Raw genomic sequence first — 12,892 nt, 5'->3', positions numbered from 1 at the left:
CACTCCGATTCGGCGGAAGGTAGCTGCCGAGAGTGGGCGGGCACCCGATTCGCGACAATGCGATTCCCATTGAATGGGAGTGTGATCGACAGATCGGCCCGGCGCGGCTCATGATGCGTGGGTGGCAAGGTCGCCGAGCGGGGAGTCAGTGCTGAGCCGGGCCGTGCGCATCTTCGGCGCCTTCGATCCGGAGAACCCGGCGCTCACGCTGACCGAGATCAGCCGTCGCGCGTGCCTTCCGCTGGCCACCACCGGCCGCATGGTCGACGAGCTGGTGCGGCACGGCCTGCTGCAGCGCGACGCGCGACGCTACGTGCGTATCGGTGTCCGCATGTGGGAGCTGGCGCAGCGGGCGTCGCCGACGCTGGACCTGCGCGAGGCGGCGATGCCGTTCATGGAGGATGCGCAGGCCGTGGTCGGCCACTCCACCCAGCTCGGGGTGCTCGACGGCGAGGAGGTGCTGTTCGTCGAGCGACTGAGTGCCCCCGGTGCGGTCGTCAACATCACCAAGATCGCCGGCCGGTTGCCGCTGCACGCGTCCTCGGCGGGCCTCGTGCTGCTCGCGCACGCCCCGGCCGAGCTCCAGGACCGCATCCTCACGAGACCGTTACCGGCGATGACTCCGGACACGATCACCGACCCCGCGATGCTCAGGGCGACCCTCGCCGAGGTCCGCCAGCGCGGCTGCGCCTTCTGCCCCGGCCATATCCACCCGGACGCCACCGGGATCGCCGTGCCGGTACGCGGCGCGGGCGACCGGGTGGTCGCCGCACTCGGCTTCGTCGTCCCGAACGACGAGCAGGCGTGGTGGCGTACCGGCCTGTTGCAGGCCACGGCCCGCGGCATCGGCCGCAGGCTGGGCGCGGGTGCGGCTACGGTGACCCGGCCGTCACCGTGAGGCGCGGACCTGGGCGAGGTCCACGACGTATCCGACGAACGAGAGGCCGTCCTCCTCGCTGTCCCAGCCGTCGGCGGAATGGACGAGCGTGATCCTGGCGGATCCGGGGACGGGGTGCCGGGCCCGCGGATCGTCGCCGGGGCGCGGGGCCATCTTGCACCGGACCGCGTGGATGGCGGTGACGACGCCGCGCGTCACCGCGGTGTGCTCGGGCGCGCCACCGTGTTCCTCCTGACGACGAGTCACCGTCGCCGCGGTGTCGGGTCCGGCCACCTCCCGCAGCCAGTCGCCGTCCACATCGGCCACGAGCGTCCAGTCGACCGTGTCCCCGTCGGCGAACGGCGTGCCACAGCACTGCATCTGCCAGTCGTCCACCCATACCCTGACGTCCACGAGTCCCAGTTTGGCAGACGTCGCCGCCGAAGTTACCGTGCCAGGTCGCTTCGGCGGCGACGTTCGTGCCTGTTTCCGGCCTTACCTGTGCTTCAGGATGAACAGGCCCCTGTCCATGGTGCTGACGGCGACGACGTCCTGCTTGAAGTAGGGGTAGTTGCTCCACGTGCCGCCCTCGAACGACGCGTTGTCGTTCTCCGGGTAGACGTCGAAGTGGGCGACCTCCTTGAGTTCGCCGCGGCCGACCTTGCCGGTGTGGTAGATGCGCAGGCCGGACGTGTAGTTCGACGCGTAGGCGAGCTTGCGTTCGGTGTAGATGTTGTGGTCGATCGACGTGGTGTCGTTGTCGAAGGAGCCGATGTGCCGTGGATCGTCGAGATCGTTCATGTCCCAGATGCGGGTCCTGGTGTTGATGCCGTGGTCGAGCTCGTCGAGCTCGTCACCGTGCAGGAAGTACCGCTGGTCCGGGGTGAGCGAGCCCTGGTGGCTGTAGCCGCTGTCCGCGTACGGCATGCGTGCCACCGGCACCGGGGCCGACTTGTCCGTGACGTCCACGATGGACACATAGTTGCCGTCGTCGGCGGCGTTGGAGTTGAAGCAGATCTCCCGGCCGGCGTAGTCGGCGTCCGGTCCGGCGTAGTTCACGCACTGGGTGTCGTGGATGTAGCCGTGCCCAGCGAAGCAGCCCGCGAACGAAGGGCTGGCCGGCGTCGAGATGTCGACCATGTGCAGGCCACCGGAGCACGTGTTCGACCCGATCACGTAGGCGGTCCCGCTGTCCTCGTTGATGTTGATGTTGTGCGCGTTGCCGAACTCAGCGTAGTGCGCGTCCTCGGTGAACGTGCCACGTTCGTCGCGCAGCCGGGTCAGGTCGAACACCTGCAGGCCGTGCGGAATCTGCTCGGACACCACGAACACATGGTCGTCGAACACCTTGAGGTCACGCCAGAACGGACGGTTGGGGTCCAGCACGTGGGCGGGGAGCATGCCGACGACGGTCGCGTTCGTCGGGTCACCGATGTCCACGAACACGGTGCCCTCGGTGCCACCGATGATCGCGTAGTCCGTGCCCGTCGCCGGGTCGGTCCAGCCCCACATGTCGTTGGCGAAGCTGAGCCCGAGGTCTTCCAGCCACAGGTGGTCGAGCATGTCGATGCCGTCGCAGGTGTAGGTGTCGGCGGCCACGCCGTTCACGCACTTCGACTGCCCATCCGGTGCCGCGGTGAGTTCCGCCTGCCGCTGTTCCATCGTCGGCGGTGAGACCTGGTCGTAGGCTTGTTCGTGCGCCGAAGCCAGTGGCGCCGCCACGATCGTCGCGGCAAGTAACGCGATCGTCGCGGTGGCGGCGAGTGTCGCTCTCATTTTCTTCCTCCGGTTCTCCGCGATTCGCGGGTTTCCCGATTCGCGCCCGTCACCCAAGCCGCTGGAAGGCTTCGCGGCAAGGGCTGTTCGGGCGAACGTTTCAGTCCGGAACGGAAGAATCGGCAAGTTCTTCACTTGCGCGGGGGCAGCTGCGTCAATCGCCAACCACAATCGTCCTCAGTGGATCAACGGGGCTCACGCTCTGTGCCCGGATCGGACGCCGCGTGACGCCCTGCGCGGTTCGACGTGGCGGCCAGGGCGTCAGGTGCCCGCCACGGTGATCAGTGGCTCGTGCCGCACCGGGAAGTTCACCGACGACGCGATGAAGCACCGGGTGGATGCCTCCGCGTGGAGCTGTCCGGCGCGCTCGGTCATGCTCGCGTCGGCCACCGTGACCACGGGCCTCAGCACGACCTCCTCGAAACGGCCACCGCCGCCGTCCTCGGTCATGACGCCCTCGCCGGTGTCCCGGTAGTCCAGCACCGTCACCCCGTTGACGGAGCAGAGGTGCAGGTACCACAGCAGGTGGCACTGGCTCAGGGCCGCGACGAGCAGGAGTTCGGGGTTCCACCGGTCGGCGTCTCCCCGGAATGCGGGATCCGACGAACCGTGGAGCGTGGGCCTGCCTGGCGCGACGGTGTCGTACAGCCGGTCGTAGGAGCGGTAGTCGACCGTGCCGCCGTCCCGCGCGCCGGTCCAGACCGAGGTGACCTCGTAGCGATGCCTCCGACTCATCCGCGTTATATTGTCAGACAATGTCTGTCATGTCGAGCACGTACCGCAGGCTCCACGAACTCGTCGTCTCGGGCACGCTGCTGCCCGGAACCCGGCTGGGCGAGGTTCCTCTCGCGTCCCGGCTGGGTGTCTCCCGGCCGACGATGCGCGAGGCACTGCGCCGGCTGGAGGGGAGCGGCTTGGCGCATTCGGACGGGCGCAGCCTGCGGGTAGCGCGGATGAGCGCCGCCGAGCTGCGCAGCGCGCTGTTGATGCGGGCAAGCCTCGAAGCACTGCACGCGGAGCTCGCGGCGAAGCGGGTCGCCGACGGCGAGGTTGCCCCGGCGCAGCTGGGCCGGCTGCGCCGGCTCGCCGACGACGCCGAGCGCGCCACGGAGACGGGGGACACCCATCTCGCCGTCGTTCACAACCGCGCCTTCCACCAGGCGATCGACGGCCTGGCCGGCAGCCAGGTCAGTGCGGCCGCCGTCGACACCCTCTGGGACCGGGTGCTCGTCGCCACCAGGCACTCGCTGGCGACCGGCGAGCGAAGGGAATCGGTCGGCCCCGAGCACCGCGAGCTGATCGAGGCGATCACGGCCGGGCGCGGCGCCGACGCGGCGGACCTCGCGCTGCGGCACGTACGAGCCACGCTCGGCGTGCTGGATCTTCCGCTGGTCGCCGGTCGTGAGTGAGGAGCCGTGTTCTAACCCGGCCGAACACTCACGAGCGGTGACCAGGCACGCGGACCATGGGAGCCTCGGGCACGAGGAAGCAGGCGAGCAGCTTGAGGAAGAACAGGACGGGGAACCAGAGGAGCGGTTCCGGCAGCGGAAGCCAGGTGAGGTTGACCAGCACCGCGCTCAGGTAGAGCGCCATCGCGGCAGGGCGCTTGAGCTGAACCGGCAGCGCCTCGATGAGCGCGGCCGAACCGAGCAGCAGCGCCGCGTTGCCCAGCAGCCAGGGCCATCCACCCGCATGCAGCAGCAGTGGAACGGCCACCAGGTACGCCAGGTGCGAGCCGATGAACAGCAGGCGGCGGTGGCGCGAGCCCGGTCGGTGGTACCAGCGCTTGGCGGGGTTGGTGGAGTTCGTCAGCACACCGCCGACGAGGTCGAAGACGATGATCGCGAGCAGGGCGATCTGCAGCGGGGACCGGCCGGTCCAGCCGTCGGTGCTGGTGATGTAGGCGGCCAGCAGTGACATGCCGACGACCTGGCCGCCGAACTCGACGAGATTCTCCCCGCGGGTGCGGCCAGGTCCCAGGAAGCGCCGCAGCGCTCCGGCCGGTCCGCGTGGCGTCGGCGGGATCCGCCAGTCGAGCGTGACACCGGCCGGTGCGCCGGTCTCCGTGGTGGTGGGGCGGGACATGGCTCCAACTCTCGGACGGCGGCGGCCGGTCGGGTGCGTTCAGGCGATGTCGATGAGCAGCCCGTGCCTCGGGCGCATCGCGGCGAAGCCGGTGGCGGACAGACGTTGTGGCGGGATCCGGTAGTCGTGGCGGGCGAGCAGGCGGGCCAGCATGACGCACAGTTCGGTGGTCGCCATCGTCGAGCCGATGCAGCGGTGCGCGCCGCCACCGAAGGGAAGGTACTCGTGGGGCGGAGGACGGCGCGGCTCGTCGTCCGCGGTCAGCCAGCGTTCGGGGCGGAAGTCCCGTGCGCCGGGGTACACCTGCTCGCTGCGGTGGGTGAAGTACGGGCTGTAGAGGACGGTCGTCCCAGCCCGGATGTGCTGCCCGGCCAGCTCGAAGTCCGCCGCCGCGTGCCGGGCGGAGAGGACCGCGGGCGGATACAGGCGCAGCGCCTCCGAGACGGCGGCCTGCAGGTAGGGCAGTCGCTTGAGGTCCTCGGGCTCCGGCGGCCGGTCGCCGAGCACGATGGTGACCTCCCGCCGGGCCCGTGCTCGTGCCTCGGGGTGGGTGCCCAGGGTATAGATGGTCCAGGCCATCGCCGCGCTCGTCGTCTCGTAACCGGCGGCGATCAGGGTCACCATCTGGTCGCGTACCTCGTCGTCGGATAGCCCGGTGCCGTCACCGGTACGGCCGTGCACCAGCTCGGCCAGAACGTGCTCGTCCGCGTCGGTTCCGTGCGCCCGGGCTCGGCCGATCTCGGCATGGATCCGCGCGTCGACCCGTGCGCGCGCCGCCGCGGCCCGGCGCCACAGCGGGGTGCGCAGGCGGCGGTGCAGCGTGATCACGTCCGGGAGATGATCCACCAGGTCGAGCAGGGGTTGCAGGTCCGCCGCGAGCTCGTCGGCGGCGAGGGCCAGGCGCGGACCGAACAGCGACCGCAGGGTGCTTCGCCGGATGGCCGCGCGGAATGCCAGGTAGGCGTCGATCCGTTTGCCGCTCGCCCAGCCGCCGACCGCCGCGTCGGCGTTGTCGGCCATGATCCGCAGGTAGCCGCCGACCCGCCGGTGGTGCATGGCGGGCTGCACCAGGCGTCGCCGCCGCCGGTGGTCGGCGCCGTCGGACACGATCAACGAGGTCGGCCCGTCGACCGGCACCAGGCCCGCGAAGGCCTCCCGGACGCGGAAGAGGTCGTCGTTGGCGAAGACGAACCGGTTGGCCTCCGGCCCGAGCAGGTAGGCGAAGCGCCGGGATCCTGCCGCGAGCCGCACCACCGGCCCGCGCCTGCGGTGTGCCCAGGCCAGCGCCTCGGCCGGGGGATAGTTGATCGTGCGGGCGAGGCCGTTGGTGGCCGGTCGCCTGAGCGGCATGTCCGCGATCCTTCCTGGGGTGGGGGTCATCCGGCGTCGGTCCCCGGGGCGAGCATGCGCCGGAGCGTGTCGAGCTGGGCCACGACGAGACGCTGGGCCTGTTCCGGGGCGAACTCGTGGTAGTGCCGCAGCGTCCATTCGTCGAATGCACGCAGTACCGCGAACGTGACGTGCCGCTGCAGCTCCACGGGCAGGTCGTCCCGGACGGCGCCCGCGGCCCGGCCGGCGGCCAGTGTCCGATCCAGCCAGCCTTCGGCGGCCGCGAGGGCCGTGCCGACGGCGGTGTCCGATCCGGCGGGCGCGCCGGGCAGATAGAACATCCGACCGAGGTCGGTGAACAGCGGCTCCCGTTCGGCCAGCGCCATCAGCCGTTCGAGGAGCCGGCTCGCGCTCGTCCAGAACTCGGCCGCGAAGTCCTCGGGTGCCGGTATCCGCAGCTCCCGGACGAACTCGCCGGCGAGGTGGTCGACGACGAGTTCGAACAGCTGCTGTTTGGACGGAATGTAGTAGTAGAAGGAACTCTTGCTCATCCCGCACGCGCGGATGATCCGGTTCAACGACGCCTGCCGGTACCCGGCCGCGGCGAACTCCCTTGCCGCCGTCTCCAGCAGGCGCTGCCGTCGCCACGGTGGCAGGACTCCTGCCGGTACCTCGGTCACGCGGCCATCCTAAACGGTGTGGACCGGGCGGTCCACACCGGTCGGTCCACCGTTTTCGGGTGGATCGGCCGGTCCGCGGGGGGACCGGGCCTGCTCGCGTGGCGAGCAGGCCCGCGCGGGGGGATGATGTGCGGGTGAGTACTTCATCGGATGACAACTCGCCGGTCCCGTCGCGTGCCGAGGGGGAGAGCCCCGCCGAGACGGCCGAGCAGGACCGGGCCACCGAGCAGGACCGGAACAGGGACGTGATGACGCGCACCCGGCTCAGCGGCATCTGGGCGAGTGCGATCATCGGCGCGCTGCTGCTTGTCTTCCTGCTCGTGTTCATTCTGCAGAACACGGCTTCGGTGACGGTGCGCTTCCTCGGGTTCTCCGGGGCGGTGCCGCTGGGGGTCGCGCTGCTCTTCGCCGCCGTCGGCGCGGCGCTGCTGGTCGCGCTCCTGGGAGTGGCGCGCATCCTCCAGCTACGGCGCCGGGTCCGGCGGTCGAGCCAGGCGCAGCCGAGGTCCTGACCGCGTGAGGTGGTGACGCCCGTCACCATGGCGTCCCTCCGGGGAACGAAGGCCGCGTCCCCGTGGTTATACGGGATGGTCGTAGTTTTGTGTGTTCGTGTCTCGCACGCTCGCAGGGAACCATGTTGCGGGCGTCTCTTCTTTCTTGCAGGACAAGCTGGAGAAGCCGTCTGAACCGGCCGAGGAGCCAGGCGACCCGCCACTCCGGAGATATTCAGCAACTGTAAGGAAATTTCATGACGCAAGGCACCGTTAAGTGGTTCAACGCGGAGAAGGGCTTCGGCTTCATCGCCCGCGAGGACGGCCCCGACGTGTTCGTGCACTACTCCGAGATCGACGGCTCGGGCTTCCGCAGCCTCGAGGAGGACCAGCGCGTCGAGTTCGAGCTGACCCAGGGGCACAAGGGCCCGCAGGCCAGCGGCGTGCGCGCTCTCTGACCTGTCAGTGACGGCGACGCCCCGGCACCCGTTGCCGGGGCGTCGCCGTCTCCAGCCCCTGGCGGCCCCGTTCGGCCGATCGGGCGAAGGCCCGGGTTTAGCGCCGGCGCACCGGGTCACTCCACTGACAGGCCCGGCGACGAGTCAGTTACCGGAGAGAGAACGACTATGACAAGAACACTGGAACGCCCGGACACCCGGCCCCGCGGTGACGCGGAACCGATGCTGTCGGGCGAGAAGAGCGGTACCGAGACCTTCCTCGTCAAGCTGTTCGCCATCGTGCCGCTGCTGGCACTGATCGCGGCGGTCCCGTTCGCGTGGGGGTGGGGCCTCGGCTGGGTCGACATCGGCCTTGCGGTCAGCTTCTACTTCCTCACCGGCCTCGGCGTGACGATCGGCTTCCACCGCTACTTCACGCATGGCGCGTTCAAGGCGAAGCGCGGATTGCGGATCGCGCTCGCGGTGGCCGGCAGCATGGCCATGCAGGGGCCGGTGATCGGCTGGGTGGCCGACCATCGCCGGCACCACGCCTACGCCGATCGCGACGGCGACCCGCACTCGCCGTGGCGGTTCGGGACCACACCGGCCGCGCTGGCCAAGGGCTTCTGGTTCGCCCATATGGGCTGGCTGTTCCAGCGCGAGCAGACGAACGCGAAGCGCTTCGCCCCCGACCTGCTGGCCGACACCGACATCCAGCGGGTCAACCGCCTGTTCCCCGTGCTGAGCGCGCTGACCCTGCTCGCACCCGCGGTGCTCGGCGGGCTCATCACGATGTCCTGGTGGGGCGCGCTGACCGCGTTCTTCTGGGCGAGCCTGGTCCGGGTCGCCGCCCTGCACCACGTGACGTGGTCGGTGAACTCGCTGTGCCACATGATCGGTGACCGCCCGTACGCGGCGCGGGACAAGTCGGCCAACTTCTGGCCGCTCGCCATCGCGTCGATGGGCGAGTCCTGGCACAACTCCCATCACGCCGATCCGACCGGTGCCCGGCACGGCGTGCGCCGGGGACAGCTGGACATGTCCGCCCGGCTCATCTGGTTGTTCGAGAAGCTCGGCTGGGTCAGCCAGGTGCGCTGGCCCAAACCGCAGCGACTCGCTCGCAAGCTGAACCCGGGCCGCTGACCGCACCCCGGTATCAGCGAGCGCCGAGGCGGCGTCCCGCCTTCAGTAGTTCGGCAACGGTGGCGAACTTGACCCTGGGCCGTCCCGCGTCCCGGCCGCGCCGCCGCTCGGCACGATCGATCGCCAGCATCTCGCGGCGGCCGAGCGTGTCGGGCTTGCGCCGGCGGACCAGCCGGGCGAAGTCCTTGCCGGTGCCGGCCGGAACGGGCAGGCGGCCGGCCGCGGCGTCGTCGAGGACGCTGTCGACCGTCTCGGCGGAACACGTGCGGTTGGCGCCGATCCCGCCCGACGGCCCGCGTTTGATCCACCCCACCACGTAGGTGCCGGCGACCTGCCCGCCGGCCGCCGTGCCGAGCACCCGCCCGGCCCGGTGCGGCACGGTCGCGGTCGCCGCGTCGAAGGGCAGGCCCGCGACCGGGACACTGCGATAACCGATCGACCGGATCACCAGTCCCGCGGCGATCGTGTCGGCCTCATCGGCGCGGTCCACCCGGACGGACTCGACGCGGCCGTCGCCGTCGAGCTCGAGCGGGGAGGACAGGAAGCGGAACACGATGCGCCTGCCCTCCGGCGGTGGCCCGGCCCAGTCCACCTTCTCGGCGGGCACCCCGTCGAGAAGCGCGGCCTTGGAGCCGGGTTCCGCGGCGGCGATCGTGTCCCCGACCGCCGGATCGTCGTCGACGACCACGTCCACTCCGGGCAGCTGGTGCAGCGCCAGGAACTCCGGGCGCGTGTAGGCGGCGTGCTCGGGCCCCCTGCGCCCGAGCACCACCACCTCCCGCACCCTGCTCCGGCGCAGCGCCGCCAGCGCGTGGTCGGCGATATCGGTCCCGGCCAGCCGATCCGGGCCGGTGACGAGGATGCGCGCGACGTCGAGCGCGACGTTTCCGTTGCCGATCACGGCGACTCGCTCGGCGGACAGGTCGATCGCGGTCGCCGGGATGTCGGGGTGGGAGTTGTACCAGCCGACGAACTCCGTCGCCGAGATGCTGCCCGCCATGTCCTCCCCTGGAATGCCCAGCATCCTGTCGTTCGCGGCGCCCACCGCGTAGATGACGGCATGATGGTGCGCGGCGACCTCCTCGTGCGTCACGTCCCTGCCGACATCGACGTTGAGATGCAGCGTCAGCCGGGGATGCCGGTACAGCGCGGAGAAGCTGTCGCCGACCTTCTTCGTCGAGGGATGGTCCGGCGCGACGCCGAAGCGCACGAGGCCGCCCGGCACCGGCATCCGGTCGAGCATCGTCACCTCCGCGCTGGTGGAGCGCAGCAGCGACTGGGCCGTGTAGCACGCCGCCGGACCCGTGCCGACGATGGCGATCCGGAGCGGGCCCACGTCCCCGGGCACCGAACGGGGATACCGCGGCTCGCCCCACGTGTGATCGGCAGGGCGCGTCTCGTAGTACTGCCGGTTGAGGTCGGCGTAGACACTGTCCGGCCCCACCAGCCGGTCCACCGGGAAGATCGCGTCCACCGGGCACGCGTCGGCGCAGGCGCCGCAGTCGATACAGGCCTGCGGATCGACATAGAGCATGTCGGTGCTGCCGAAGTCCGGGTCGTCCGGAGTCGGGTGGATGCAGTTGACCGGGCAGACCGACACGCACGACGCGTCGTTGCAGCAGGTCTGGGTTATCGCGAAGGCCATGGTCCGTGCCTGTCCTCGTGGTCGGGTGCCGGACGGGCACTCAGAGCATGTTGACGCGCTTGTAGATGGCGATCGCCGGTTTCGTCAGCAGCCCGGACTGGGCGAGGAAGTCCATCAGGTGCGCGCAGCTGGACCTCACCATCGCCTTGTGGTGCTCGTTGCGGCGCACCTCGTCGAGCGCGCGCTCGGTGTCCAGCCCCACGGCCGCGTAGACGCCGTGGTTGACCAGGTTCTTGATGATGAAGTACGCACCGGCCGCCACGGCGATGCTGCTCGTGTGCCTGCGGGCGGCGCCGGCCCCGGCCATCCGCTCGCGGATCTCCTGTCGCGCGAACTTCATGTGCCGTGACTCCTCGACGACGTGGATCTTGCTGGTCGTCCGCACGATCGGCAGCACCTTCTCGCCGCGCATCCAGTCCCGCTGCATCACGTCGAGAACCTCTTCGGCGACGAGGATGCCACCGTAGGCGACTTCCGCGGAGGCGACGGTCTTGAACATGCGGCCGAGCTCGACGGTGCCCCGCCGGGGGAAGTAAGCGGGCACGCCCATCTTCTCGCACGCCCGGGCGAACATGATCGAATGCCGGCACTCGTCCGCGATCTCGGTCAGCGCGAACTGGAACTCCGGGTTCGCCGGGTCCTTGACGTACTGGTCGCGCAGGACCATCTGCTGCAGGATCATCTCGAACCAGATGCCGGTGCTCATGATCGAGCACACCTCGTGCCTGGTGAGGGCGACCCGCTGTTCCTCGGTCATCTGGTCCCAGAGCGGCGTCCCGTAGAGGGTGCTCCACTCGGGGTTGAGGCCGTACAGCTCCGGTGGGAGCGGCGCCTCCCAGTCGACCTCGGTCGCGGGGTCGTAGGACAACATCGCGGCCGAGTCCAGCAGGCGCCGCGAGACGTCCTCGTCCGGGCTCGTGCGCTGGCGGTGATCCGCCGCGGAACTGGTCATGATGTCGGTACCTCCGTGCGGTGCGGCTCCGTTGGTGTTACTCGAAGTAACAGCTACACGAATGTATCACATAGATCGGGCGGCTGTACGTTCGAGCACTCGGCGTACCCGGCCGGGCGACCGGCGGTAGCGAGTGGTGTGCGGGCGGGTGTCCGGGCGGTCGTACGCTGGGGGAGTGCCCGATCAAGGTTCGACGACGAGGCCTCCGGACAGGCGCGCCGCCCGGTGGACGGGCCAGCGCACCAAACGGCGGGCCGAGTTCGTGGAGGCGGCCATCGCCGCCATCGGCGAGTACGGGCCTGCCGTGTCCACCGAGCAGATCGCGGCCCGCGCGGGAGTCGCCCGCCCCCAGCTCTACCGGCACTTCCGGGACGCGGAGGAGCTGCATCGCGCGGTCGGCCGGCGGGCCGCGGAGCTCATCGTCGCGGAGATGGCGCCCCTGCTGAGCAGGCCCGGCGGCGCGCCGGCGCGGATGATCGACCAGGCCGTGCGCACGCTCGTACGCTGGCTCGCCGAGCACGCGAACCTGTACCGGTACGTCACCCAGCGGGCGATCGCCGGAGCCGGGGGGCGTCAGGACGTCGTCGCCGACATCAAGACGACCCTCGGTACGCAGCTCAGCGCCCTGCTGGGCGGCTACCTCGCGGCCTTCGACCTGGATCGGCGCATCGCGGAGCCGATCGCCTTCGGGCTGGTCGGTTTCGTGGAGTCCGCGACCGGCCGGTGGCTGAGCGAGCCCGGTTCGCTGACCGAGGAGGAGCTCGCCGACTACCTCGCCAGCTGGGTCTGGGGGACCCTCGATCACGTCCTGCGCTCCGCAGGTGTCAGCGTCGACCCCGACCAGCCGTTCCCGCTGTAAGGCCAGTTGCCGTCGCCTGGTCACCGCTCGTGAGTGGGGACACGAGTTCTAACTCGTGTCCGCACTCACGAGCCTCTGCCGGCACGCTATCCTCGGCGGCATGCCGGCCGACGATCAGAACGTGACGCTGCGCCCCGCGCGCCCGGCCGACGCGAGCGAGGTCGCCACGATCTGGCACGACGGATGGCGGGACGGCCATCTCGGCCACGTCTCCGACGAGTTGCTCGCCGTGCGGACGCCGGAGTCGTTCGCGTCGCGGGCGGCGCAACGGGTGGACGACACGGTGGTGGCGGTCGCCGGCGGGGCCGTGGCCGGATTCGTGATGGTGGTGACCGACGAGGTGGAACAGGTCTACGTCTCGGCCCGGCACCGCGGGACCGGTGTGGCGGCCGCCCTGCTCGCCGAGGCGGAACGCCTCGTCGCGGCGAAGGGGCACGGGCAGGCATGGCTCGCCGTCGTCGCTGGCAACGAACGAGCCCGCAGGTTCTACCGGCGGAACGGATGGACCGACGAGGGGCTCTTCGACTACCGGGCATCGAGCGCCACCGGGCCGGTCGACGTCGCCGCGCACCGCTACGTGAAGCGAGTCGCCGCCGACCAGGCCGGTTGAGGCGCGGA

At 70.4% G+C, this 12,892-nt stretch carries 15 protein-coding genes; 7 read left to right on the top strand and 8 right to left on the bottom strand.

What is annotated here, in order from left to right:
* The first annotated feature begins 121 nt into the window (after positions 1 to 121).
* The gene (locus JAP66_RS27100) at positions 122 to 898 is read left to right on the top strand and encodes an IclR family transcriptional regulator (RefSeq protein ID WP_199434680.1); all 777 of its coding nucleotides are present in this window, start codon (positions 122 to 124) and stop codon (positions 896 to 898) included.
* On the opposite strand, the gene JAP66_RS27095 is transcribed toward JAP66_RS27100, so the two are convergent.
* The 3 genes from JAP66_RS27095 to JAP66_RS27085 all read right to left on the bottom strand — a co-directional run bounded on the left by JAP66_RS27095 (position 890) and on the right by JAP66_RS27085 (position 3,388).
* The gene (locus tag JAP66_RS27095; protein ID WP_199434679.1) at positions 890 to 1,291 is read right to left on the bottom strand and encodes a DUF6578 domain-containing protein; all 402 of its coding nucleotides are present in this window, start codon (positions 1,289 to 1,291) and stop codon (positions 890 to 892) included. The two genes, JAP66_RS27100 and JAP66_RS27095, sit on opposite strands and share 9 nt — an antisense overlap.
* An 81-nt stretch (positions 1,292 to 1,372) precedes the next feature.
* Positions 1,373 to 2,653, bottom strand: a complete 1,281-nt coding sequence (locus JAP66_RS27090) for a choice-of-anchor B family protein (protein WP_199434678.1) — start codon at positions 2,651 to 2,653, stop codon at positions 1,373 to 1,375.
* 261 nt (positions 2,654 to 2,914) lie between these two features.
* The gene (locus JAP66_RS27085) at positions 2,915 to 3,388 is read right to left on the bottom strand and encodes an OsmC family protein (RefSeq protein WP_199434677.1); all 474 of its coding nucleotides are present in this window, start codon (positions 3,386 to 3,388) and stop codon (positions 2,915 to 2,917) included.
* A gap of 29 nt (positions 3,389 to 3,417) precedes the next feature.
* On the opposite strand from JAP66_RS27085, the gene JAP66_RS27080 reads away from it, so the two are divergent.
* Complete coding sequence (locus tag JAP66_RS27080) at positions 3,418 to 4,062, top strand: GntR family transcriptional regulator (protein WP_199434676.1); 645 nt, start codon at positions 3,418 to 3,420, stop codon at positions 4,060 to 4,062.
* A gap of 28 nt (positions 4,063 to 4,090) precedes the next feature.
* Here JAP66_RS27080 and JAP66_RS27075 read toward each other — a convergent pair whose 3' ends face one another.
* The 3 genes from JAP66_RS27075 to JAP66_RS27065 are packed head-to-tail and all read right to left on the bottom strand — an operon-like array spanning position 4,091 to position 6,747.
* On the bottom strand, positions 4,091 to 4,738 hold the full coding sequence (locus tag JAP66_RS27075) for a hypothetical protein (protein ID WP_199434675.1): 648 nt from the start codon (positions 4,736 to 4,738) through the stop codon (positions 4,091 to 4,093).
* Positions 4,739 to 4,777: 39 nt separating this feature from the next.
* The gene (locus JAP66_RS27070) at positions 4,778 to 6,088 is read right to left on the bottom strand and encodes a cytochrome P450 (RefSeq protein WP_199434674.1); all 1,311 of its coding nucleotides are present in this window, start codon (positions 6,086 to 6,088) and stop codon (positions 4,778 to 4,780) included.
* A gap of 26 nt (positions 6,089 to 6,114) precedes the next feature.
* Positions 6,115 to 6,747, bottom strand: a complete 633-nt coding sequence (locus JAP66_RS27065; protein WP_307849736.1) for a TetR/AcrR family transcriptional regulator — start codon at positions 6,745 to 6,747, stop codon at positions 6,115 to 6,117.
* Between the two features lie 134 nt (positions 6,748 to 6,881).
* Between JAP66_RS27065 and JAP66_RS27060 the strand changes: the two genes are divergently transcribed.
* The 3 genes from JAP66_RS27060 to JAP66_RS27050 all read left to right on the top strand — a co-directional run bounded on the left by JAP66_RS27060 (position 6,882) and on the right by JAP66_RS27050 (position 8,818).
* Entirely contained in the window at positions 6,882 to 7,259 is a 378-nt protein-coding gene (locus JAP66_RS27060; protein ID WP_307849735.1) for a lipopolysaccharide assembly protein LapA domain-containing protein, read from the top strand.
* A gap of 236 nt (positions 7,260 to 7,495) precedes the next feature.
* Complete coding sequence (locus tag JAP66_RS27055) at positions 7,496 to 7,696, top strand: cold-shock protein (protein WP_199434673.1); 201 nt, start codon at positions 7,496 to 7,498, stop codon at positions 7,694 to 7,696.
* A 168-nt stretch (positions 7,697 to 7,864) separates the two neighbouring features.
* Positions 7,865 to 8,818: an acyl-CoA desaturase gene (locus JAP66_RS27050; RefSeq protein WP_199434672.1), complete on the top strand. Its 954-nt coding sequence runs from the start codon at positions 7,865 to 7,867 to the stop codon at positions 8,816 to 8,818.
* Positions 8,819 to 8,831: 13 nt separating this feature from the next.
* On the opposite strand, the gene JAP66_RS27045 is transcribed toward JAP66_RS27050, so the two are convergent.
* Both JAP66_RS27045 and JAP66_RS27040 read right to left on the bottom strand, forming a co-directional pair.
* Complete coding sequence (locus JAP66_RS27045) at positions 8,832 to 10,463, bottom strand: FAD-dependent oxidoreductase (RefSeq protein ID WP_199434671.1); 1,632 nt, start codon at positions 10,461 to 10,463, stop codon at positions 8,832 to 8,834.
* Between the two features lie 40 nt (positions 10,464 to 10,503).
* Positions 10,504 to 11,415 carry an AurF N-oxygenase family protein gene (locus JAP66_RS27040; protein ID WP_199434670.1) on the bottom strand — a complete coding sequence of 304 codons (912 nt, stop codon included), beginning with the start codon at positions 11,413 to 11,415 and terminating at the stop codon, positions 10,504 to 10,506.
* Between the two features lie 175 nt (positions 11,416 to 11,590).
* On the opposite strand from JAP66_RS27040, the gene JAP66_RS27035 reads away from it, so the two are divergent.
* Both JAP66_RS27035 and JAP66_RS27030 read left to right on the top strand, forming a co-directional pair.
* Positions 11,591 to 12,274 (top strand): TetR/AcrR family transcriptional regulator, encoded by a 684-nt coding sequence (locus JAP66_RS27035; protein ID WP_199434669.1) that lies wholly within the window; start codon positions 11,591 to 11,593, stop codon positions 12,272 to 12,274.
* Positions 12,275 to 12,374: 100 nt separating this feature from the next.
* Positions 12,375 to 12,884, top strand: coding sequence for a GNAT family N-acetyltransferase (locus JAP66_RS27030; RefSeq protein ID WP_199434668.1), 510 nt, complete (start codon positions 12,375 to 12,377; stop codon positions 12,882 to 12,884).
* Positions 12,885 to 12,892: the final 8 nt, after the last annotated feature.

It is taken from the genome of Qaidamihabitans albus, assembly GCF_016464705.1.
Lineage (GTDB): Bacteria > Actinomycetota > Actinomycetes > Mycobacteriales > Pseudonocardiaceae > Qaidamihabitans > Qaidamihabitans albus.
This window is presented reverse-complemented; position numbering and strand designations above follow the sequence as displayed.

Excerpts from the sequence above, each read along its gene's own strand:
- JAP66_RS27085 (WP_199434677.1), bottom strand. The coding sequence starts at position 3,388 with ATGAGTCGGAGGCATCGCTACGAGGTCACCTCGGTCTGGACCGGCGCG.
- JAP66_RS27090 (WP_199434678.1), bottom strand. The coding sequence starts at position 2,653 with ATGAGAGCGACACTCGCCGCCACCGCGACGATCGCGTTACTTGCCGCG.
- JAP66_RS27080 (WP_199434676.1), top strand. The coding sequence starts at position 3,418 with ATGTCGAGCACGTACCGCAGGCTCCACGAACTCGTCGTCTCGGGCACG.
- JAP66_RS27075 (WP_199434675.1), bottom strand. The coding sequence starts at position 4,738 with ATGTCCCGCCCCACCACCACGGAGACCGGCGCACCGGCCGGTGTCACG.
- JAP66_RS27055 (WP_199434673.1), top strand. The coding sequence starts at position 7,496 with ATGACGCAAGGCACCGTTAAGTGGTTCAACGCGGAGAAGGGCTTCGGC.
- JAP66_RS27050 (WP_199434672.1), top strand. The coding sequence starts at position 7,865 with ATGACAAGAACACTGGAACGCCCGGACACCCGGCCCCGCGGTGACGCG.
- JAP66_RS27070 (WP_199434674.1), bottom strand. The coding sequence starts at position 6,088 with ATGCCGCTCAGGCGACCGGCCACCAACGGCCTCGCCCGCACGATCAAC.
- JAP66_RS27030 (WP_199434668.1), top strand. The coding sequence starts at position 12,375 with ATGCCGGCCGACGATCAGAACGTGACGCTGCGCCCCGCGCGCCCGGCC.
- JAP66_RS27040 (WP_199434670.1), bottom strand. The coding sequence starts at position 11,415 with ATGACCAGTTCCGCGGCGGATCACCGCCAGCGCACGAGCCCGGACGAG.
- JAP66_RS27045 (WP_199434671.1), bottom strand. The coding sequence starts at position 10,463 with ATGGCCTTCGCGATAACCCAGACCTGCTGCAACGACGCGTCGTGCGTG.